6 protein-coding genes and 3 pseudogenes are annotated in these 25,714 nt (G+C 36.2%); 3 read left to right on the forward strand and 6 right to left on the reverse strand.

The genetic code is table 11. The features are described from left to right. A partial coding sequence (locus tag AC0QT4_RS07865; RefSeq protein ID WP_473201158.1) for a hypothetical protein occupies positions 1–10,456 on the reverse strand: 10,456 nt, incomplete at its 3' end. 1,615 nt (positions 10,457–12,071) lie between these two features. Further along, positions 12,072–17,717 carry a Vomp family autotransporter gene (locus AC0QT4_RS07870; protein ID WP_473201159.1) on the reverse strand — a complete coding sequence of 1,882 codons (5,646 nt, stop codon included), beginning with the start codon at positions 17,715–17,717 and terminating at the stop codon, positions 12,072–12,074. A gap of 822 nt (positions 17,718–18,539) precedes the next feature. Here AC0QT4_RS07870 and rimL point away from each other — a divergent pair. Then, on the forward strand, positions 18,540–20,315 hold the full coding sequence (rimL, locus tag AC0QT4_RS07875; RefSeq protein ID WP_473201160.1) for a 50S ribosomal protein L7/L12-serine acetyltransferase: 1,776 nt from the start codon (positions 18,540–18,542) through the stop codon (positions 20,313–20,315). Positions 20,316–20,495: 180 nt separating this feature from the next. Here rimL and AC0QT4_RS07880 read toward each other — a convergent pair. Beyond that, positions 20,496–20,896 (reverse strand): annotated as a pseudogene (locus AC0QT4_RS07880) (helix-turn-helix domain-containing protein); the annotation flags it as partial. 1,149 nt (positions 20,897–22,045) lie between these two features. Between AC0QT4_RS07880 and AC0QT4_RS07885 the strand changes: the two are divergent. Continuing rightward, positions 22,046–22,315, forward strand: coding sequence for a hypothetical protein (locus AC0QT4_RS07885; protein WP_473201161.1), 270 nt, complete (start codon positions 22,046–22,048; stop codon positions 22,313–22,315). A 313-nt stretch (positions 22,316–22,628) separates the two neighbouring features. Here AC0QT4_RS07885 and AC0QT4_RS07890 read toward each other — a convergent pair whose 3' ends face one another. From AC0QT4_RS07890 to AC0QT4_RS07900, 3 genes and pseudogenes are all read right to left on the reverse strand, one after another. Next, positions 22,629–23,840, reverse strand: a complete 1,212-nt coding sequence (locus AC0QT4_RS07890) for an MFS transporter (RefSeq protein WP_473201162.1) — start codon at positions 23,838–23,840, stop codon at positions 22,629–22,631. A 535-nt stretch (positions 23,841–24,375) separates the two neighbouring features. Continuing rightward, complete coding sequence (locus AC0QT4_RS07895) at positions 24,376–24,804, reverse strand: type II toxin-antitoxin system HicB family antitoxin (protein ID WP_473201163.1); 429 nt, start codon at positions 24,802–24,804, stop codon at positions 24,376–24,378. 75 nt (positions 24,805–24,879) lie between these two features. Then, positions 24,880–25,065 (reverse strand): annotated as a pseudogene (locus tag AC0QT4_RS07900) (hypothetical protein); the annotation flags it as partial. A 446-nt stretch (positions 25,066–25,511) separates the two neighbouring features. Between AC0QT4_RS07900 and AC0QT4_RS07905 the strand changes: the two are divergent. Next, a pseudogene (locus tag AC0QT4_RS07905) lies at positions 25,512–25,714 on the forward strand (hypothetical protein); the annotation flags it as partial.

Here is a 25,714-nt window from a genome sequence, read left to right on the forward strand (position 1 = left end):
GTGCTAACGTCTGATTCAGTGAATAAAGCTGGTTGCCCGTGATCGCTTCCGTGGAACCTTTCGCTATATCGCCATCTAAAAGGGACTTCAGTTTGCTTTTGCTTCTTGTGTCCCCTTTGCCATGAAGCGCTACAAAAGCATTCTCTTCAGCACTCCACAATAACGCATCACCTTGAACAGTGGTAATTTCTTTTTCAATCTCACTTTTAATATTTGTAAATGAATCTTTAACAATCGCAAAAGAACTACCAACACCTGCTAAGGCCGTTGCTACATCATTATAAGTCTCATCGGTAACGCTGCCTTCAGAATCAAATTGCTTAACCGTAAATGTCGGAGCGGTCCATTGTCCATTACTATACTGAGCATTACCACCTAAATAAGTCGCAATATTCTTATTTGTTTCAAAAAGCTGTGAACCATTTACTGCATCCGTTGAACCTTCTGCAATGTTGCCATTGGAAAGGAACATAATCTTACTATTGCTCTTTGCACCATCATCACCATGCTGCGCTACAAACGCTTTATCTCCATCACTCCACAACAAGGCATTCTGCTTAATATTTTCAGTAACCGCCGTATTGCTTTGAGTAAACTCTTTTTGAAGTTTCTCAAAAGAAGTACCAACACCAGCAAAAGCATCCGCTACATCATGATAGACCGTATCTTCAACTTTCGAACCATCCTCATTAACAGTCTTAAATGTAAATGTTGGAGCAGTCCATGTGCCATTTTCATAGCTAGCACCACCACCGAAAGATTTTGCAATTCCAGTGCCCAATGCATAAAGCTGAGAACCATTGATCGCCTCAATTGAATTTTTAGAAATTGTTCCACCTATCACACCGGAAATAGTTCTATTCTCATTATTCTTATTTTGAAGATTAATTATAGTGCCATCTGTTTCCTTACCAATGGTAATAGGATCGCCTTCTTTCTTTTGCTGAACAAGGCTATCTTCTACTACTTTGCTAATCTCCTTTTTAACTTCATTGTGGATATTCGTGATAGAATTACCCATCTCTGCAAAAGCTGCTGCTACAGTATTATATTTCTCTTCAGTCTCTGTACCTTCTGTATCAAATTTCTTAACTGCAAAACTTGGTGCTTTCCAACTTCCATTTTCATAGCTAGCACCACCGCCGAAAGATTTTGCAACCTCGGTTTCTAATGAATAAAGCTGAGAACCATTGATCGCATCATGAGAATCCTCGGCAATCTTACCATTGCCAACATTATGTAAAGAAACAGTACTCTTGCTAGGATCTCCAAAAGTTACACTGTTCTTATTAACTTTACGGGATGCTGAACTCATAAGTGCACTGATTTCCTCTGTATCGTAAAAAACTGCTACAGAACGGACATCTTCAATATCTTTAGAAAGTTTAGTAACGTTTTCATCAAGCTGCCCCTTATTAACAGCATCATTATCATTCTCTGCCGTCTTCACACCGGAAAGTATTCTATCTTTACTATCCTTATCAACAATAGTGATTGCTGCACCCTCTTTTTCACCACCAATCTTGATCAGTTTCTGCTCTTCATTCCACTTAACAAGACTATTACTTTTCACATTGGTAATTTCATTTTTAATCTCTTTATGAAGATCCGAAAAAGAATTATTAACACCTTCAAAAGCAGCCGTTACACTTGCATAGCTTTCATCTTTTGTACTGCCATCAGAATCAAATTTCTTAACCTTGAAACTTGGAGCAATCCATTTGCCATTTTCATAGCTAGCATCACCGCCGAAAGATTTTGCAACCTCAACACCTAATGAATAAAGCTGAGAACCATTGATCGCATCGTATGATTTTGAAGAAATTGCACCATCTGCAACATTGTGAAGACCTACAGGAGTCTTGTCTTTACCGCCGAAAGTCACACTCGTGTAATTAATGGTTCCATTTTTGTCATCTTTTTTATCGTAATGAACTACAGCTGATTCATCAGACTGAAGACTGATAGAAAGATCTTTTAAACCCTTATCAAGCTGCCCCTTGTTAACAGCTTCATTATTTTCTGTCGCGGTTTTCACACCAGAAAGAGTCCGATCCGTACCATCTTTGTTGGCTATATCGATTTCACTACCTTCTACTTCTTTACCAATAGTGATCCGATTTGTATCAGCTTCTTTCTTAATAAGGCTGTCTTCTTTCACATTGGAAATTTCATTACTAATCTGTTTTGTGATCTCATTTTTAACATTCGTAAAAGAGGTACCAACACCAGCAAATGCAGAAGCCACATCATCATAGGTCGCATCAGAAACATTGCCATCCTTATTGACCGTCTGAACTGTAAATTTAGGGGCGGTCCATTTGCCATTTTCATAGCTAGCATTACCACCTAAATAAGTTGCAAGTGTATTACTCACAGAATAAAGTTGATTACCCGCCACAGCATCAGTTGAGGTTTTAGAAATTTCCCCATTTTGAAGAGATGTAAGCTTGCTGTTATTTTTATCTTCTCCATGCTCGGCAACAAAAGCCTGTTTATCCTTACTCCACCATAAAGCATCGTCTTTAACTTCTTGAGAAATATCCGCTATTTTTCCATCAAATTTTTTGATCTCATTCATCAAATGAGTGTTCACATTTTTGACACTCGTATCAAGACCTGCAAAGGCAGCTCCAACATCATTATAATTAGTCTGTTCCAGATCACCCTTTTCGGTAATATTAGAAATCTTATAAGTTGGAACTGTTAAGGCACCATCTTTAAATGTCGCATTACCACCAAAATATGTAGCAGTTTTATCACCTAATGAATAAAGCTGTGATCCATTAATGGCTTCTGTTGAGTCTGTTGTAAGTTTACCATTTCCAACATTCCGCAGCGAAACAGCGCTTTCCTTTGGATTTCCAAAAGTTACACTGGTTTGCTTAGCCTTACGAGCTGATCTCGTAAATGCACGGGCATTTTCTGAAACTTCTTCTGTATCGTAGAAAACTGCTACAGAACGTACATCTTCAATTTTATCAGAAAGTTTCGTCACACCTTCATCAAGCTGCGCTTTATTAACCGCTTCATTGGACTTCTCTGCGTTCTTTACACCAGAGAGAGTGCGATCCTTACTATCCTTATCAGCAAGAGTGATTATATTACCGTGTTTTTCTGCACCAATCTTTATTATTTGATTATCTTCATCCAACTTAATAAGACTCTCACCTTCAACTTTGCTAATCGCATTCTTAACTTGTTCAGTAAATTTATTCTGAACATTCTTGATAGAAGTATCTATGCCTTCAAATGCTTCTGCTACAGTATTGTAAATCTTCTCTTCAGAATTACCATCATCCTTAGAAGTTTTGAGTTTAAAGGTTGGAGTAATCCATTTGCCATCTTTATATCCAGCGCCACCACCTAAAGATTTGGCAAATGCATCACTCATAGAATAAAGCTGACCACCTGTAACTGCATCCGCAGAGTCAGACGCAATATTGCCATCGGAAAGATGCGTAATCTTGCTCTTTGTTTTTTCTTCCCCATGCATTGCAACAAAGGCATGATCAGAATTGCTCCAAGATAAAGAATCTTGCGCAACACTTTGAGAAACTTCTTTAATACGTTTATTGACATTTTTGATATTTGTATCAAGACCTGTAAAAGCTAAGCCAACATCAGAAAAAGTCTTAGCTGTGATCTCACCTTTGTCATCAACACTCGACAAATTATAAGTTGGTCCTTTAAAAACGCCATCTTTAAAGGATGTGCTACCACCCAAAAATTGAGCAACATCCTCATTGATTTTATTAATTTGACCACCATTAATCGCATCATGTGATTTTGAAGAAAGCACACCATCAGCAACATTATGCAAAGCAACAGGGGTTTTATCTTTACCACCAAACGTTACACTCGCATAATTAACAGTCCCATTTTTATCACCTTTATCATAGTGAACAACCGCTGAATCTTCAGATTGAAGAGCATCAGAAAGACCCTTTAAGCCGTCATCAAGCTGTGTTTTATTAACGGCTTCATCGCCTTTTACCGCCGCCTTAACACCAGCAATCGTTCGACTCTTGCCTTCCTTATTCAAAAGGCTGATTTCAGTGCCATTCTCTTTCAAACCAATAGTAATATTACCTGTTTTTGTATCATGCTGAATAAGGTTGTTTTCTGTAACGTTAGTGATCTGTGTATTAATATTTTCAACCACATTCTTAACTTGTTCAGTAAATTTATTCTGAACATTCGTGATAAAAGTACCTATGCCTTCAAATGCTCCTGCTATAGTATCGTAAGCGTTTTCTTCAGAGCTACCATCATCCTTAGAAGTTTTGAGTTTAAAGGTTGGAGTAGTCCATTTGCCATCTTTATATCCAGCGCCACCACCTAAAGACTTGGCTATCTCCGTGACTGCTGTATTTACCTTCTGGTCCGTAGAAAAAAGCTGACCACCTGTAATAGCATCCGTTGAGTTTGCAGAAATGTCACCATTCTGAAGAGATGTAAGCTTGCTATTTGTTTTGCTTTCTGTTTTGCCATGCGTTGCAACAAAAGCCTGTTTTTCTTCACTCCATGACAAAGCATTTTGATCAACTTTTTGAGCAATCTCATTATGAATATTTGTGACTGAATTTTTTACATCTGTAATTTTATTGTTAACATTCGTAAAAGAACTACCTACACCGGAAAAAGCAGCTGCTACATTATCATAGGTCACATTAGCAACGTTGCCATCTTCTTTGAAGCTCTCAAGCGTAAATTTAGGAGCTGTCCAGTGCCCTTCTCCATTATAACCAGACCCGCCCCCAAAATAAGTCGCAAGCTGCTCGTTTAAAGAATAAAGCTGAGAACCATTCACCGCCTCGTTTGAATCTTTAGAGATTACTCCACCTCCTACACCGGAAATGGCTCGATTCACTTTATTCTTGTTTTGAATATTGATTACTGTGCCGTCTTTCTCTTTACCAATGGTAATAGACTTTGTCGTCTCATCCCACTTAACAACGCTATCACTGACTACTTGGCTAATCTCTTTGGTAATATCATTTTTAATATTCGTGATTTTATTATTAACGTTCGTGAAAGAACTACCTACACCGGAAAAGGCAGATGCTACATCATTATAGGTCTCATCAGAAACGTTGCCATCTTCTTTGACTATCTTAACCTTAAAATCAGGTTTTTTCCATTCGCCATTCATATATCCGGCACCACCACCTAAGTAAGTAGCAATATGCTTATTCGTCTCAAAAAGCTGAGAACCTGTTACCGCTTCATTAGAATCTTCTGAAAGGTCTCCTTTCTTCAAACCAGTGAGTGTGCGCTTTTGCGCCACCTTGTTGGCAATATCAATTTTATCACCATCCGTTTGCGCACCAATCGTGATATGCTTCGTATCAGAATTTTGTTTAACAAGACTATCACCTTCAACTTTGGTAATCTCATTATTAATCTGATTGGTAATTTCCTTTTTAACATTCGTGATAGAAGTGCCAACATCAGCCAATGCTTCCCCTACATTGTTATAAGTCTTCTCTTCAAATTCTGGGCCATCACCTTTGAGGGTTTTTACCGTAAAAGTTGGAGCTGTCCATTGACCATTCTCATATTTAGCTCCACCTCCAAAGAACTCGGCTATCTTCGTGGCTGCTGTATTTACCTTCTGATCCGTAGAATAAAGTTGAGAACCGTTAACTGCTTCATTTGAGTTTGCTGATAGCCCCCCTTTCTTTATACCAGTAAGAATACGCTCATTACCACTTTTGTTTGCAATATTGATTTCGTTACCTTCTACTTCTTTCCCAATGTTAATGAGATTCGTTTCTTTATCTTTCTTAACAAGACTGTCACCTTTCACAGTGCTAATCTCATTATTAACCTGGTTGGTGATCTCTTGTTTAATATTTGTAACAGAATTACTAACTCCACTCAAAGCATCGGCTACATTGTCATAACTCTTCTCCTCAGGGCTACCATCATCCTTAAATGTCTTAATTTTAAATGTTGGTGCACTCCATTTGCCATCATCATTATAACCAGCTCCGCCCCCTAAATAAGTTGCAAGCATATTACTCACGGAATAAAGCTGTGAACCTGTTACTGCATCAGTTGAATCTTTAGAAATATCTCCAGCTAAAAGAAAGGTAATTTTGCTATTTTCTTGTGTCGCTATAGCTTTACTTTTTTCTTCTTTCTTCTTTTCATGACGAGCTACAAAGGCCTGTGCTTTATCGTCCCATAATAGAGCATTTTGATCAACCTTTTGAGCTATCTCGTTATGAATCTCCGTGACAGAATTTTTTATGTCATTTCTTACATCGGTAATGTCATTATTAATCTTTGTAAAAGAACTATCCACACCGGTAAATGCAGATGCTACATCATTATATTTTTGTTCTTGGATAATATAGGTCGGTGCTTTGTTAGAAAGTGCATTTACTTCACTTCCCAAATATTTCGAGATGTTACTATTTAATAATGTTATATCAGTATAATTCTTCGTAACCTTATCAGTTGCTTTTTTAATATCAGTGGTATTTTGGGTTACATTAGTGTTCGTTGAAAAAAGCTGTGAACCTGTTACTGCCTCATTTGAATTTGCTGAGAGATCACCACCACGCACGCCTGTAATAGTACGTGTCTCTCCTTTATTATTAACCACATGAATTATAGTGCCATTTTCTTTCGCACCAATGGTGATATTACCTGTTTCATTATCATGCTGTACAAGGTTGTTTTCTGTAACATTGGTAATTGTTGTATTAATATTTTGAACCGCTTGTGTAATTTGCGTTTGAACGTCCTTAGCTACTTTTTCTACATGCGTGTTTACATTCTTGATATTCGTATCAAGACCCTCAAAAGCTGAACCAACATCATTAAATGAAGCGCTGTTGTTTATTGTACCATCGTCTGCAATAGAAGATAAATTATAGGTTGGCTTTTTGCTTCCAAGCACATTTGCTCCACCACCTAAATATTCCGAGATATTCTTATCAAGAGAAAATATATTACTGTTTGCTTTTGTTATATCAGTAGCGTTCTGTGTAATCTTAGTATTTGCTTCTATAATGTTATTCGTATTTTTTGTTACATCATTGTTGGTTACAAAAAGCTGTGAACCGTTGACTGCATCTGTTGAATCTTTAGATAAATCTCCAGCTTGCACATTAGAAAGTTTTCTATCCTTACCTTCCTTATCAGCAATAGTGATTATATTACCATGCTTTTCTGCACCAATCTTTATTCGTTGCCCTTCTTCTTCCCACTTAACAAGACTATCACCTTCAACTTTGGTAATCACATTACTAACCTGTTCTGTAACTTCAGTTTTAATATTCGTGACAGAATTTTTTACATCAGTAATTTTATTGTTAACCTCAGTAAAAGAACTGTCTATACCTGAAAATGCAGAAGCAACATTATTATATGATGTGTTCCCAATCTTATAGGTTGGTTCTTTTCCTTGAAGCACTTCAGCTCCACCACCCAAATATTTCGAGATATTATCATCAAGAGATTTTGCATTCTTATTGGTTGCAAAAAGTTGTGAACCTGTTACCGCTTCACTGGAATCTGCTGAAAGGTTTCCTTCCTTCAAACCAGTAAATGTACGTTTTTGTCCTTCCTTGTTGGTAATATCAATTTTATCACCACCAGTATCCTTACCAATAGTAATATGCTGAGTATCAGAATCTTGTTTAACAAAACTATCACCTTCAACTTTGGTAATCACATTATTAATTTTTTCTGTAACTTCAGTTTTAATATTCGTGACAGAGTTTGTTACGTCAGTAATTTTTTTGTCAACCTCCGTAAAAGAACTATCTATACCTTCAAAAGCATTGGCAACATTATGATATGTTTGACTCTGGACAGTGTAAGTTGGCTGCTTGCCTTCAAGAACATTAGCTCCACCTCCCAAATATTCCGATATACTACTATCAAGAGATGTTACATTCTTATTGGTTACAAAAAGCTGTGAACCGTTGACTGCATCTGTTGAATCTTTAGATAAATCTCCAGCTTGCACATTAGAAAGTTTTCTATCCTTACCTTCCTTATCAGCAATAGTGATTATATTACCGTGCTTTTCTGCACCAATCTTTATGAGTTGCCCATCTTCTTCCCACTTAACAAGACTATCACCTTCAACTGTGGTAACCACATTATTAACCTGTTCTGTAACTTCAGTTTTAATATTCGTGACAGAATTCTCTACCTTAGTAATTTCATTCTTAACCTCTGTAAACGAACTGTCTATACCTGCAAATGCAGATCCAACATCACTATATGATGTGTTCCCAATCTTATAGGTTGGTGCTTTACCTTTGAGAACATTAGCTTCACCACCCAAATATTTCGAGATATTATCATCAAGAGATGTTACATTATTATTGGTTGCAAAAAGTTGTGAACCTGTTACCGCTTCACTGGAATCTGCTGAAAGATTTCCTTCCTTCAAACCAGTAAGTGTACGCTTTTCTGTATCATTATTGGCAACATCAATCTTATCACCACCAGTGCCTTTACCAATCGTGATATGCTGGGTATCAGCATCTTGTTTTACAAGGCTATCACCTTCAACTTTGGTAATCACATCCTTAACTTGTTCTGTAACTTCATTCTTAATATTCGTGACAGAATTTTTTACATCAGTAATTTTTTTGTTAACATTCGTAAAAGAACTACCCACACCAGTAAACGCTTCCGCTACACTGCTATAACTCTGCTCTTCAACTTTAGTGCCATCCTCATTGACAGTCTTAACCGTAAACTTTGGAGCAGTCCATTTACCATTCTCATACTTAGCATTACCACCAAGAAATTTTGCAACTTCATTGCCCAGTGAATAAAGCTGTGAACCTGTTACTGCCTCATTTGAATCTTCTAAAAGTGCACCATCTTTTATACCAGTAAGTGTGCGTTTTTGCCCCTCGTTGTTGGCAATATCAATTTTATCGCCGTCAGTGTCCTTACCAATAGTGATGTGCTTCGCATTGTCATCTTGTTTTACAAAACTATTGGATGCTACTTGTTGTTCGATCTTTGTTTCAGTTGTCTTCAACTGTTCAAAATTCACTGCATCGGTATCTGCAGTTCCCTGTGCAACTTCTGTTATCTTGTGACTCCCCGCTGAGATGCCGTCCTTCGTTATCTTTGGACCATCAGCAACTATGAGACCTGTTGCATCTAAAATACTTGCCCCCAATTTTACGCTGTGGAGCGTAAGATCTTCCGATAAATCAAATATTACCTTATTGCCCTCAGCGGCTCTTGAAAGTTTATTGTCACCTGTTGCAATTTTCAAATTGCTACTTCCTGCAGAAAAATCTATCGCATTTTCTGAGTTTAAACTAACGTCGGTAGCATTTTCACCGTCAATCGTGAACTTCCAACCTCCTACGACCATTTCTCGCAATTCTTTTAATTGTGCAACATTCACCGCATCGGTATCTTCAGTTCCAGCAGCAAGACCTACAAGCTGCCGTGTTTCAACGGGCTTATTATCACTAAACACACCAATACTCATTACACCATATGTCGATTTCCATGTAACATCATCTAATGTTGAAGCTACCCCTGTCTTAGGATTATAACCTACAATGCCACTTGCAGTTATAGCATTAGTATTTGCACCCAAAGCAATACCCTTCGCAACACTCACAACTGTATCATAACCTATAGCTACAGCCATTTCAGCATCTTTTTCCTTCACTTCAGCACCTCCACCTATAGCCATTGCCCCAGTCGTTAATGACGTTGCCGATATCCCTATAGCTATTGACATTTCTCCCTCCGCTACTGGACCTACCCAGTAGTCAGAAGATGAATTATTGTGGTAAGTGTCCTGCCCTATTGCAATACTTCCTGATGCTCGAGCTTTTGCTCCTTCACCTAATGGCAAGCCACCTCTTGCGATGTAAGGCGCCCTTGCACTAAAGGGTTTAAAGCCTCTTGCCATTGGTTGGTTTATTTCAGGCATAGAGAAACTTCTATTAAGAGCACCCGCTCCTAGGGCTTTAGTATCTTCCGACACATCATCTACATTGATTGCTGTTGAATTACCCTCCAATGCCGAAACTAGCAAAGCTTCAGGTAGAGAGAAACTTCTTAAGCGTGTTCTTCTCTTAACATTATTTGCTTCTAAAGATTCAGTGTCTGCTGACACATCTACTCTTAACGCTGCTGGATCACTCTCTAATGCTGATACTTGCTCAGTTGCAGGCATAGAAAAACTTAAGGATGGCTCTGCCTCACTAACATGACTTGCAGTCACACCAATACGCGATGTTGTTGGAGTATTATCTAATGCTGTTTCTTGAACGCTCGTAGGCTCTACATCTACAGAATTCCCTGTCACACCAGCTCTTACTGAGAAAATATTCGATAAAAATACAACCATGACAGCCAACGAAAGCCCCTTAACAAAAGGTCGCTGATCAGAAAAACGAGAATAATTTAAATTACTCGCGGCTCGTGTGGTATAAAATTTTTTCATAATAAATTCTCCAATGAAAAAATTAAAACATAAAAAAGACATATTTCCGCGTTAAATACCGAAAAATGATTAGGTTTATGATTTAATGGTAATGTTTTTTGAATTGGTGACATTTTGATTCTTTTGCTGTGTTTTGTATGTGCTTTTTATAATCAGGTCTAAATGTGAAGAATTAAGAGGTGTATTAATGAGTGTTGTAAATGACACATTTAGATTCAATCAGTGTTTAAATTAGGGGTTTTAACTTAGTGTATTTTAAACGTTTTTTGCTTAAGTCAGTCAATTTATTCGTTGGACATTTAAAGCGATATGTTTGATGGTTTTCATTTACTAGTAAATTGTCTTTCGCTAAAATTGTGTAGTCTCTTAATGGTAATTAAGTAATCTTCAAGGGAGCTTTGGTTTTCTGAGGATTTTTTTCCGTTTAGTAATGATTTTGTCTTTTTAAGAGTAATGATGAAATCACATTGTAATTTCTTGATACTACTTCTCTTTAAATTCATAACATCCACCCCGCTTTGCTACCTTTCGCTCTTTCAAAAGATATTTTTTAAACAAAATGAGTCTTAACTAATACACTTTTTGTACATCTATAAAGTCTGAAATAGAATAGCAAGAAAAAAGTGAATTTCTTCTTAACAAAGGTATTATTATAAATTGTGGTGTGTTATTTTTTCAACAAAACATATAATATTTCTATGAGACCTTAAAATTTGCAGCCTCGTTAAATGCTATGTGGGTTTATGTGTAAATAATTTTTTATCTATAAAACTTACAAACTTTCCTAACAAGATTAGGCGTTGTGGAGTTTTCATTAAAATATTTTGTTTGCAGTATCGATTCAGCACTCTATCAAATCATGCACATAAACCCTATAACTCTCCCGAGCCTACAAATAAATTGGAATGCTAAAATTAAAAAAAGTGATCACTTTAAAATGATAACCAACTCCTAAAGAGAGACTGATAAAGACACATTTAAATGCTCTTATCAAAGATAGGATTTATAATTTTTAAAATTAAGACTCAGTTTGTGTATTTGAGAAAATATTTAGTTTGAAAAAAGTTGGTCTGTTAGAAATTTTTAAAGCGAAAACTCATGTATTCACCGTTTTCTTATTTTATGAGACTAAGGCGATCTTTTTTAAAAAAGAACGTGGATTCGCAATATATGTTAATAGGATTGTCCTTCAAAAAGATTCATATTACTTTAACTTAACGTCTAAATCAAAAGAATGAAAATATCTTCAGGAATTGTATGATCTTTTGAAAAATAAATTGGCTTCTCTTTTACTATAATGATTCTTGTTATAGTGGTATGTTAGCTAAAGAATAGTATAAAATAGCAACAAACAAACTTTCTTGGCTTTGCTAATAAAAAGTATCATTCAATATTTTGCAAGATGCTTCTGTGAAGTTTATACTTCAAATTTAATACTTTATAGCACATAGTTTTTAGCTTTAATCTCTTCGAAATTCGTATAATTTTTGCGTCTGTTGATTATTTTTCTAGGAAGATGCTTACCCTCACCGAAGGCGTTTTGTTAAAGCTTTCTACTAAAATGCCCCTGCTTTAATTAAGCAGAGGCAGGGAGCAAATTTAAGAAAATTTTCTATCAGTTCAGTGTCATGTTAAATCCTGCACCTACACCCCAATGCCCACCTGAACTCGTTACTGATAAATTAGAACGAATGTTTCCTTTTTCAGATGTATAACCAGCACCAAAAGCAAAAGCAGATTGGCTACGCCATAAACCACTACCAAATGCGACACTTAATTTTCCAGGTATATCATTGTACCGTAAATTAGACACTGCCAACCCAATAGCTGCTGCTTGTTTTGCCTCTTTACGTACATTTTCAATGCTATAGTTTAAAGCCTCAAACTTCATGTTGGTGTAATTGTTTGCGCGTTCAACAGCATCATCAATAGCATCGACAACAATATTATTTACCCGTTGATCTGTATAGTGCTTTGATTGATCAAGAACGATTTTCATCTGTTGTTCAGTGTAATCACGCAACTGTCCACCATTTACTGCTTCTTTTGAACCTTTCTCAATGCGACCATCAGCAACATTATCAATCGTAACAGGCTCACTTTCGTCGACACCTTTCAGAGTAACTTTGTTGATTTTTTTGCCATTTTCATCTCTGTCATAGAGAACAACCCCATCCACAAGATCGTTAACCTTATTATCAATATGATCAACCTTATCTTCAATCTTGACAACCGTTTCACCAATATTTGTAACCGTAGTGGAAATATTATCAACTCTGTTTTCGATATGCTTAATATCTTTTTCAACACCGTTAATACGCTCATTGGTTTCCCAAAGTTGTCCGCCATTGACCGCATCTTTCGAGCCTTGTGCAATATTACCATCAGCTACATTGATAATTTTACTTGGCTTTCCATCATGGCTAGCATCATAGGCTCCCTTAAAATCATTCCACTTTAAAGCATCGGAATCGACTTTGTTTATGACATTATCAATCCGGTTGTTTATGTTAACCATACCGCTATTAATATCACCAAAAGCATCTGCAACATTATGATGTGTCTGCTCTTTAACAGTGCCATTAGCATCGATTTGAGAAATCTTGAAATTAGGAGCGGTCCATTTTCCATTCTCATATTTAGCACCACCACCGAAATAAGCAGCCAATTGGTTGCTCATACGATAGAGCTGATGACCTGTGATAGCATCGGTTGAATCTTCAGCAATGTCTCCATTCAAAAGAAATTTAAGCTTGCTTTTTGTCTTCTTTCCGTCTTTTTCGTGAAGTGCAACAAACGCCTGTTCATCTTCACTCCAGAGTAATGCATCTTTAGAAATCTTTCCTATGCTTTTATCAAGTTGGTCTTTGTTAACAGCTTCATCACCCTTCTCTGCTGCTTTCACACCAGAAATCTTGCGTGCTACACCAGCATATCCTGCAATATTAATTTCAGTACCAGCCGTTTTTGCACCAATGGTGATAATACCTGATGCCCCATCCTTTTGTTGCACAAGATTATTTTCTTTCATTTCAATAATCTTATTATCAAGATTCGTGATAGAAGTATTCACACCAGTAAACGCATCTGTAACATTATGATGTTTCTGCCCCTGAATAAGGAAGGTTGGTTCTATACCTTCAAATACATCTGTACTGCCACCAAAATACTGCGATATATTTTCAGCAACCTCTATCAAGCTATCTGTTACAGATTCAACATTCTTATTAGTAATAAAGAGCTGTGAACCATTTACTGCTTCATTTGAAGTTATAGAAAGTGTCGCTTTTTTCACTCCAGAAAGCGTCCGATCTTCATTTTTCTTATTAGCAATGCTGATTTTAGTACCACCTGTTGCCTTACCAACGGTAATAAGACCATCCACTCCTTCTTGTTGAACCAAACTATTTTGTTTTATATCCAAAATCTGATTATGGATATTCGTGAAAGAATTATTCACACCTTCAAAAGCATCAGCGACATTATTATAAGGCTTTTTGATCGAACCATTAGCATTGAATTCAATAACCTTGAAGGTGGGAGCGTGCCATCCTCCTGCGTTATCATACCCAGCACCACCACCGAAATAAGAAGCAACGTCATTCATTGCATGAATGAGATGTTTATTCACATGCCTGATACTCATATTAAGCCCTGACAAAGCTGATCCAACATCATTATATTCTTTATGTTCGATTTCCTGACTATTTTCATCAATATTAGTTATTTTGTATCTTGGTCCTTTAAAAATGCCATTCTCAAATTTTGTACTACCACCAAAAAATTCTGCTACCTTTTGGGATATCGTATTAATCTGGCTACCATTAATGGCATCATGCGATTCTTCAGAAATTTTGCCATCTCCAACATTTAAAAGAGCAACTGGTCCGGTATTTTCCTTCCCACCCAAAGTCACACTGTTATAATTAACGGTGTTATCATCATTTTTATCATAAAGAACAGCTGCTGCGCTTACTGTCTCAATATTTTTAGAAATATCTCTTATGCTTTTATCAAGTTGCTTTTTGTTAACAGCCTCATCATCATTCTCTGCGGCTTTCACGCCTGTGATAGTCCGTGCTCCCTCACTGCCTGTAATATCAATTTTAGTACCACCTGTTGCCTTACCAACGGTAATAAGACCATTCTCGCCTTCTTGTTGAACCAAACTATTTTGTTTTATATCCGAAATCTGATTATGAATATTCGTGAAAGAATTATTCACACCTTCAAAAGCATCAGCGACATTGTTATAAGGCTTTTTGGTCGCACCATTAGCATTGAATTCAATAACCTTGAAGGTGGGAGTGTGCCATTCTCCTGCGTTATCATATCCAGCACCACCACCGAAATAATTAGCAATATCATTTATAGCATGAATGAGATGTTTATTCACATGCTTGATACTCATATTAAGCCTTGACAAAGCTGACCCAACATCATTATGTTCTTTGTCTTCGATTTCCTGACTATTTTCATCAATATTAGTTATGTTGTATCTCGGTACTTTAAAAACGCCATTCTCAAATTTTGTACTACCACCAAAAAATTCTGCTACCTTTTGGGATATCGTATTAATCTGGCTACCATTAATAGCCTCCGTTGAGTTAGCTGCAATTATGCCATTCTTGACATTGAGGAGTGAAACTGGTCCGGTATTTTCCTTCCCACCCAATGTTACACTGTTATAATTAACGGTGTTATCATCATTTTTATCGTAGAGAACAGCAAAAGCATTTCCCTTGTTAATGTTGTTAATCACATTGTTAATATCTGCAATCCGGCTATCAAGTTGCTTTTTGTTAACAGCCTCATCATCATTCTCTGCGGCTTTCACGCCTATGATAGTCCGTGCTCCCTCACTGCCTGTAATGTTAATTTTCGTACCATCTTTTTGCGCACCCACAGTAATAAGCTTTTGATTTTCTTGCCATCTAACAAGAGAATTCTCTTCTATTTGATCCTTTATATTTTTTAACTGTTTAAAATTCACTGCATCGAAATCGTCAATTCCATCTGCTACGTTTATAATCTTTTTATTTCCAGCATTAATACCTCCAATAGTTATCGATGGCGCATTCGCATCAACAAAATAAAAACCATTACCATCCATAATGCTTTGTCCCGACGCAATACTTTGCACGTCAATATGATCAGCTAGGTCAAATGTGACATTACGGCTACCATCCCCTGAAATCTTGATATTCTGGTGACCTTTCTTACTAGCTGACTCTAAATTTACTGTATCGTTTTGTCCAATAGACATAGGATTTAAACCGCCAACGGTAAGTTGCCAGTGCGTTTTAGAGGCTTCTTGCACAGCTTTCAGTTGTTTAAAATTCACTGCATCGAAATCGTCAATTCCATCTTCTACGTTCATAATCTTTTTATTTCCAGCATTAATACCTTCAATAGTTATCGATGGCGCATTCGCATCAACAAAATAAAAACCACTACCATCCATAATGCTTTGTCCCGACGTAATAGTTCGCACGTCAATACGATCAGCTAGGTCAAATTCGACTCTATCAGCACCATAGTGTTTAATATTTATATTCTTTATTTTTACGTTAGGGGCAAGGTCTTTTGTTTTCTCATGGGGAGCAAAAACGACTACACTACCAGGATTAATATCTCTAGTAAAACCATCATCAAAAGAAAGCTTCCAGCCTCCTACTTGTGATATTGTTTTTTTTACCTCTTGCAGCTGTTTATAATTCACTGCATCGGTATTATCAGTTCCTGCCTTCACTCCTGTAATCTTTTGATTACCAGCATCAATACCATCAATAGTTATACTTGGAGTATTATTACCATTAAATGCAAACCCATCAACAGTCACTCTCGGGCCATTCTCAATCATCAAACCATCATCACTCAGCGTACTTTTCCCTGTAGTAACTTGCGTTAGTTTAAGAACATCATTTAAAGCAAATTTGAGGTTATGTTTCCTATTTGCACTGTTTTTTTCAATCTTTAAGTTGTCTTTTCCTAATTCTGTACTTTCCACTGAAAAATCTACTGTACTGCCTGGAGTAACATCTGCAGAATCTGTATCGTTAGCAGAAACTTTCCAACCTCCTCCTACTCCTGAATCGGCCATTAAATCTCTCAAAGCTCTCAGCTGTCCAACATTGACGGCATCCGTATCTTGACTTCCCGCTGCTACCCCTGTAATTTGCCGCGTTAGTGTACCACCGCTATTGCCACCAGCTTCCCCAACGCTGAAAGCGCCTGCCGTGCTTTTCCATACCATATCTTTTTCTGTTGACCATCTATTTGTTCCAGGGTCATAGCCTGCAACACCCTTTTCTCTATCAGAGACAGACCCCCCACCTATAGCAACACTGTCATCAGAAAGTGCTTGTGCATTTGCACCAATAGCAACTGAATCTTCAGTTTTAGCATAAGTATATGAACCTATAGCAATCGCATTTTGGGCTTCCGCTATTACTTTCCTTTTAGGATTAACCTCTTCAGTTCTGTCAGAGCGCCTGCCCCCTATTGCAATAGAACCTGAATCTTGCGCTTCAGCATCTGTACCTATAGCAATCGCAAATTTCTTTTTTGCCTTCGTCTTATTTCCTAAAGCAATACTATTTTTACCCAATGCAGTTGCAAGTCCACCAATAGCAACTGTAGATTCCTCCCTCGCCTCTGATCCTACCCCCATAGCAACACTTGCTCTTCCAGCGGCAAGCGCAGAAACACCAAAGGCTTGCGCGCCGCCAGCCTTTGTGGTTGCGCCTGCACCAAATGCTGTTGAATAATTCCCCGTCGCAGCAGATCCACACCCAGTAGCAAAAGAATAAACACCATAAGCTTCAGGAAGAATATTAGAACTACCACTAGTCAATGGTCCCATATAAGCACCATTATTGGTCGTCATTCCATCACCACCCCAAGTTACTTTTTCAGTGGTCGTGCCATAAGGTTTGCGACCTCCAAAGTCTTGATCATTTACAAATCTGTTATATTGTTCTTCTGCAGTTATTCGCCGATCGTCTTTTATTGCCTCCTGTTGTTTGCCACCACGACCAACAACATTATCCACACCACAATAATCATCATCACCAGCAAAGACAATACTGCCATGGCTACCGTGTGGGTAAGGAACATCTCCCCCACTTGAATTTCTAACAAGACCTCCTGTTGTAGAAACACCCGATGCAAAAACAGGAGAAACACTTGATAACAATGCAGCCATTGCTGCTCCTAAGGAAACAACTTTAACCAAATTTGGTGTTGAATATTTTCTCATAACAAACCCCTCAATATAGAGAATACTTTAAATGCCAAAACAAAGTTTAGCTCCGCCACAACAGGCAAAAAAAAACGCTTCACAAAATCACCTTTGCGCAATAGAAAAATTAAAAAAACAAAAGACATCACCTCAACGCTCAGAGCTCTCTCAGCGTTGTCTTAAAACCTTTTAAAAGATAAAATTGGATACCCCCGAAAAAAGGAATTCAAACCCAAAATAGGCACTCTATTTGCAAACTATGGTATAACCTCCATCAAGAAATAGTATAATCTGCTTTCGTAAAAGGATCTCTTATTAAAGAGCAATTTACTTTTTAGATAAAGCGCACAAACAAAATGGCAAGAGTACAATTCAATAATTTTTATTGATTTGAAAAAATTAAATTTACTAAGATTGGGGAAATCCATTTTAATACAAAGAACAGAACACGGTATAATTTCATAAAATTCATAGGAAACACATGGAATTCTATACTCCTCTATCTTTTCTACCAAAGACAACTCTTGAGTTTGCTTTAAAAAGCTAAAATCCATGCAAAAATATTGCGCCTTTTGAAAGTGAAACGATTAGAATATAGGGAAGAGGTATAAATTCTGCTTATGGAAGGCTATACAATTTTAGAATATTTAGATGCCCGTACTTTTCTGAATGAGATTTCTTGAGGCATATTCTAGAAACAACCCGCTTTGTCTCTATCAGAAGGAGTGATGTATTTATCTATTTCATAGACAATTATTACGTATGAGATATTGTACAAGTGGTTTTTATCTATTGGTGAATAACTGAATACAGCACGTAGCTGTCAGGGGGAGTCTTTTAATGATGACGAAAAAAATAATTTCAAAATATATCAGTCAAACTGCAAAAGAAATTATCAATCGCCCAAAGCACATTGATCTTCCTTTTTTTCTTTTTGATGCCGACAATGCTTTGGCACAAATAGAGAAAATCATATTAGCCAGCAAAGAATACTTTGCTAATGCTAGCATTATTATTTCTCTTCAATCCTGTTCACTTGGAATTTTTTGTAGATTGTTGGCAGAGAAAGGATTGAGCGTAGAAGTTTGCTCTGCTGATGAATTCAAACTCGCCTCAGCAACAGGATTTCTTAATGATCGTATCATTTTAGATAGCTTCTTCAAAACAACTGAAGATTTATCTCTTGCATTAGAAAAAAATGCACTCATTCATATAGAGAGCGTAAACGAATTTCATAAACTTATGACATTGGCTGCGAGAAAAGGTGAGCGCTATGGTGTTAGTATTAAACTCTCTCATTCTTACCTAAAGGATAAAGGCTCTTGGTTTGGGATCACTAAAGAAGAATACATCAGAGATATTTTTCCTTTGTTATACAAATCTGAACATCTTTATCTGAAAGGCTTCTATCTTCACATCGGCTCCAACTTAGAACATTCTGCAATAAGCTTGAAATCCTTAAGTGATTGGCTTTCTTTTCTCGTCGAATACATGCCACCATCAGGATCTCTTTATATAAATAACAATTTCCTTGCTGATTGTATTGCATCGACCCTAGAACATGGAGTCTTCAATCCAGAAACCCTATTTTGTAGCATTCATGATGTGCTGAAAAGTTATGATCCAGATCTGCTTGAAAAATGGAAGTTTATTTTTAAACCAAGCTGCTCCTTGAACGAAAAAAATAGTTATGCCGTAGGAAAGACTTTTGACTATAAGCTCCATGATGGTATCCAAATTCTACAGACTAATCTAAACATCAAGCAGATCCCCTCACTACAGAATAGACTTCACTCGCTCACATTGTTGGATGATCTGAATAAAAATCCAAGTGATGATAAACAAATTCTAACAAGATTTATCTGTTATGAAAATAACTCTCTGTGTTTACAAGGAAACCATGGTTTAACAGAAGATCAGCATTTTTTAATAAGAAGCTGTCGTTTTTATGATATGCAAACTGCTAACGAATGGTTATGCAAAAGACTACCAATCTATGTCTGGCTAAAAGGAGGTGTACTCACCGCTAGGATGCCCTCCTCCATTTTGTCCGCTCTCTCCAAAGATTTGCTGCACAGAAAAGAAAATTTTTATGTAGACGATGATATCCAGCTCACAACACCATCAAGAAAATTTGCCCCCGCTCTCTATGAAATCATTCATTGCAACAGAGAGTATTTCAGCAAATTTATGGCATGGCCACGTTTTGTTAACCATGAAAATGATACAGCCAATTTTCTTGACTCCTGTTTTCTCGCACATCAAAAGGACAAAGAAAAAACCTATGTTATTTTGTTTAAAGAAAATCCTGTGGGTTTACTTTCTTTCAATAACATAGATTATGAAAATAAAACCGGATATATTGGATACTGGCTTGATAGAAAAGCGCAAGGTAATGGTATTATTACAAAAGCAGTAAAAGCTCTTGTCAAGCATTACTCTTCACATCATCTTCTCAAACGATTTGTCATAAAATGTGCTGCTACTAACCAGAAGAGCAATGCTGTTGCCAAGCGTTGCGGCTTTGAGTGTGAAGGAACACTTAAACAAGCCGAATATTTAAATGGTGTTTTTCACGATCAGAATATTTATAGCTGGATTTCATCTGATAACTAACACATACGTAGCAACTATGTGAATTACTCTGTGTGTTGTACAGCTCTTTTCCTGCATCAAAAAACTATAAAAATGTGCACAATAGATAAAAACAAATTAAGTGAATCAAAACATGTCGTTTGATTTTAAGTTTTGTGCTTAGTGCTACAAGATAAAAAAGGTTTTCATTTTAGAAGACTATTAATCAGGATCTTTTGTAGTTACTGATTGTGCTTTTTCAGTTTCAATTTGATGTTTTAAATGCAATTTTAAACGCGATATAAAGTTGCTTTAACTTCTTCCATAGTTTTGATGTTTTGAATAAGCTCTTGCAACTTCCCATAAAGCACGGCTGCTAATTCTGCTACATCTTTAGAAGAAAATGTTGTGTTTGAATCGCGATAGTTCGTATAAATTAAATATCAAAGCGTTTTCATAAGCCTAGCAGAAATGACTTGCGGCTTAAAACCCATCGCTTTCACCCTTGTCATATCTGTAAACATTTCACCATAGCCAGTTACAAGCCAATCTAATGAAACACAATAGATTTCTTGATATTTGTAGAGAACAAAAGCTGTAAGTTCTCCTATACCAGTTTCATAAAGCTCTTATGGAACAAGCTACTTATACGAAGCTGTTCGGCATTCGTGAAAACATAGAGACGGCACACTCCACAACAGAATTTTTCCAGCTCGATTTTAGATCCTATTTTTGATCGTACAAAAGAGTTTTCTCAATCAATATAGTTATTTATTCAAAAATTATCTTGATTTATATCTATCATTATCGCTCATTAAGATAAGCCGGTTACCCCACACCTCCACATAAAGCAGATGTTGCTATATCCATTTAAGCAGGCACAAAAATCATGCCCCCCTAAACATGCAATCGCCATAGTCTTTTTTTTAGCGACACCATAGGAATATAACCTTAGCATAACTCATAAAAGTTTATCAAATACCTTTATTCAGTATCAAAAACATTTTGGATACGAACCAATGAAAAAACTGAACGTGCCACTATCGCTTTTGTTAGGTTGACTATTACATAGATTTTTGTTGGTCGCTATCCTAAATGTCATTCCTACATTCTCAATGCAGTAAGAAACTTCATACAGTTTCTATTGTTCATTCTATACTGTATGCTATCACTGCTTAAACCACAGAATATGCATGTTAAACGTATTGACCATAGTTTTTTACATAACGATAAAAAGTTTATCAATGTCTAAAACTCAATACAAAATGGGTAAAATAAATGGCCATTCTGCAAAAAATGAGATCATTAATCCAGAGGCTAAATGTTTACAAGCTATCTCAATCCACATCATTGGTAATAAACGAAAACAAATAAAAAGTAGTATACTTCTCAGGCGCAGAAACTAATCAATCAAGCAACTACGCCATTTTATTTATATCAATAACAATGGTTTTGATTTGATTGACTATGATGAAATTTCAGGGCATTTTACCATCAAAACAATCCATCTTACACACAAATTAAAAGCCGTTTAGCAATAATGCGTTTTAAATATCGTAGACCTTATAGTAAAGATATTGCAATATGCATACACAATTGGGAAATTGAAAATCTTGGAAAAATAAAATTTCTCACAGACATTGGCTTAAAAATTAATGTTTTGCACCAAATTTATAAAACTATGATATTGATATATATATAAACCCTTAATGATGATAATAAAGTAGCATTTATTCAAACTGCATGAAAAACCGTGATGTGGAGACATTGACATGACCCCTTTATGCGATAAAGAATTATCCGATACGCTTGTTGGTCTTTATGATGATTATCAACGCGGTTTTGACATTGGAGAACAACTTAAATTATGTGTGGATTTGGCATTATCTCTTGAATTGGAACTGAGTATTCATCGTTTAAGCGAAGCAGATGCGGTTTTGAAAAAGGAAATCGTACAAACCTTACACCGCCGCAGAACGCCTCTTTCCAACAAAGAGGATACAAATACAGCTATTCATATGGATTTTGAAGAATGTAAATAACCCAACCTAGCTCCTCTCTGATAAGAGATTGTCTCATTGCTTTGCTTAAATATGTAATAAAAAACTTTTCAGAAATTCCAATGTACCATATATTGCTAACCTTTCACGAAAGCGAAGTTAATCAAAGAGTGTATCAACATTTTTTATTAATTCATCAAAAGAGCCTAATCTTTTATAACACATAAGATTTATGTTTTATTCGTTAAAAACTCTAATCTTAATATTCACTCATCTATCCTTTAAAACAATACATTCTGTAGAATACCATACATGTTTATAGAATGACGTAGATCTTACAGCATTTAAATGCAAATTATTGTTTCTCATTTTTGTAAAAAAGCACAATGAACATTCCAGAAATCGCAATGATACTTTGAAGAAAATATATAAACTGAGATGAAAATTCCTCGGGATCTCTTGCCATAAATAGATAGAATCCAAGAATAAAACATCCAGAGATACCATTAAAACTTGCCTGTAATCTTCCCTGATATTCAGGATCACAGTAGAGTTGTGATAAAGAAATTGAAAGAGCCCAACTCGAAAGTCCAAATCCAATCATAAAATAAACAGGAAAAACAATGAAAGTATGTATATTAACAGACAATATAACAAGCCCAATAGCCATAACGGCTAATAAAAGAACTATTGTTTTTCTTATGGATAAAACTTTACAAAAAAGTGGCGAACAAAGCGCACCAATAAATGCGCCTATTGAATAAAACGCTTCTAATGTCGCAAAAATCTTGCTCCCCGCATTCAAAACCTCTTGTGTATAAGGAATCAGAACAACAGGGATGGTCATTAAAAGAGTCATAATGATCATCTGGCTTATATATGGCATCATAAGAACTGGATTCTGCTTAAAATAACGAAGTGATGATGTATAATTTTCCCACCAATTTTGCTGGTTTTGACTTTTAGATCTTCGGTTTTTAGGTACCTTCATAGCAAAATTAAATAAACCGGCAAGAATAAAAAATATGCTGCCTATCAGAAGTGTTCCTTTTGTTCCTGCATAGGCGAGTATAAATCCACTTAATCCCATCCCTACGATAGTGCCAAGTTCATAAACCATATCAATTGTTGCATTTGCATTGAGCAATTGTTCTTTCGGAACGATACTTTGGATCAAAGGAACAGCTGATGGCATATAAAAAGAGATAAAAATACCCAAAAAAGCAGATAAGAATATCAATTCAATTTTTAGACCAAACTGCCAAAATATCACCCATCCCATAATCGCCAACGCTCTACCAAAATTTGAAATGATAATCTGCATTTTACGATTGTATTTATCTGCCAACACGCCAAAAACAGGCGAAAAAATAATGCTAGGCATCCACAGAAAAAACATCATCAACACTACACCACGAATTGAGTTTGTCTGACTGTAGGCAAGCCATGACAATGCGATATAATCTAACCCACTTCCAAATGCAGAAAATAAACCGCTCAACGTAAAATAGAGAAAATTTCTATTTTCAAATAAGGCAACACGTTCTTTCAAATTGGAAGTTAACATCAATTAGCCCCTCGTAAACATATCATTGTCCACTCCATCGTTTTATGTTTTAGCTCATTAAAAATATGAGAACGCAAAATTTCTCATTTTGATGCTTTTAAATTTTTTGTTTTATCATAAATACGTTGTAAAAATGCAGATATTACACTTTACACATGAACGTGCTTTTAGCGCTAGATTGAAGCTAGCATTGAATATACCACAGATGCGAAACGTAAAAGCCTTGCTTTCAAAACGATAAAAAACACAAAAATGTTTGCTGTTTTGCTGTAATGTAATATTAAGTTTTGAACTCAATGGAAAAAGGTCGGATTAGATAAGAGTACGTGATAGTTTATTGCTTTTATATATCATTTTATTAAATTCGTTATTTGTAAAATTAGATTTTGACAACAAGAGAAAACTTTTAAATCCTTGAAAAAAATGAATTGGTAAGAAAGTTCGTGATAAATTATACAAAATTCGCCGCAAAACTACATTTATGTATAACCTATTGACTTCATTTAAAATGGCGGAGAGAGAGGGGAGGATGATCTTAAGCTGCATCTTTGATTATAATCACAACCTGTTTACCTAGCACAGCTAGTGCTTGCTCCAATGTTTGAAGCTTAGTTGGATAGTTTAGATCAAGAATGCGACGCGCTTCTGTTTCTTTCTTGCCAAGACGATTAGCCAATTCTGTTTTTGTGATATTAGCATTATTAAAGGCTTCTACTACTGCTAGTTTGAGAGCATTCCATGCGTCTACCGTTACTGCTACAAGACCTTTATACTGCTGTGGTGTAGGTAAAGATAAACCACGCATAGGATAGCTACGTAACGCTAGTCCCAACGCTTCAACAGCATTTTCTAATGCCTCTGCTCGATTTTCTCCAGCTGTTATTGCTTCAGGTACATCTGGAAAAGTCACGACAAAACCACCATCTGCATCAGATTCCAGCTTTGCTTGATAGGTATATTCCATATTTAAGTCTCCTTATCATTACTGAAATGGATTTGAAACGAAAAGTAATGAAACCGTTTGAATTGAAGTTTCATACCCCCAACTGTTTTTTATTATTTTCACATAAAGTGGCGTCAATTCACCAGATTTTACAACGGTTGTTTTGTCTCCAAAAGTTACCCAATAATGCGATCCTTTTCCTGCATCAGGAGCTTCACTGTAATGAATGCCTCTTTTTCTAGCTTCTTTACGTAATTCTCTAAGCAGTGCTTCTCGTTTCATTTGCCCTCCTCTTCAATTCATAAAATGACTGTCGCACATAAAAGTTCGATAGTCAACAATAAATCGAACAAAAAAGTTTGATGCAAGCTCTTTTATTTAGAGAATATTTTTTGAAAAACGAGCAGAAGAAAAATTGACTGTACTGAGATTAGTGGTGATAGAAAAGTTTATGACAACAGAGAACTTGTTATCTCTGATGAAATTATTTTTACAACAGTATAAATAACGGCGCGGGGGACGCCTTTTTATGACAAAAAAAGCCGTGTCATATAACGACGGGGCTTTAATTTGAGAAATAAACAATTAAAAAATAAAAAATGGGATTCATATTGTAGATTCAATATGTTATCATTATTTCGTTTGTAACTATAACCCGTAATGTGTTATTATAACGCAAGCGTAATGTTTGGTGTGTTGTGTAAGATTTCAGTTTAGAGAAAATAGATATGTTTACAGATAAGCAGTTAAGAGCCTTGTTTGGCGTTATAATTTTTATATTTTTCAGGAATTAAAAGAAATCTTGACTTTATCCAAGGTATTTTAACATTCGCGTCTGTTGCCTTTGTAGTTGTAATAACTTTTTTTGCAATTTTATGCAATTCTCATATTCCTTCTGAGTTGCAGAATAACCCAAAATATAAACACGGCA

Source organism: Bartonella sp. EBT8, from assembly GCF_055796165.1.

Coding starts and splice junctions, on each gene's coding strand:
- AC0QT4_RS07890 (WP_473201162.1), bottom strand. CDS start 23,840: ATGTTAACTTCCAATTTGAAAGAACGTGTTGCCTTATTTGAAAATAGA.
- rimL (WP_473201160.1), top strand. CDS start 18,540: ATGATGACGAAAAAAATAATTTCAAAATATATCAGTCAAACTGCAAAA.
- AC0QT4_RS07870 (WP_473201159.1), bottom strand. CDS start 17,717: ATGAGAAAATATTCAACACCAAATTTGGTTAAAGTTGTTTCCTTAGGA.
- AC0QT4_RS07895 (WP_473201163.1), bottom strand. CDS start 24,804: ATGGAATATACCTATCAAGCAAAGCTGGAATCTGATGCAGATGGTGGT.
- AC0QT4_RS07885 (WP_473201161.1), top strand. CDS start 22,046: ATGACCCCTTTATGCGATAAAGAATTATCCGATACGCTTGTTGGTCTT.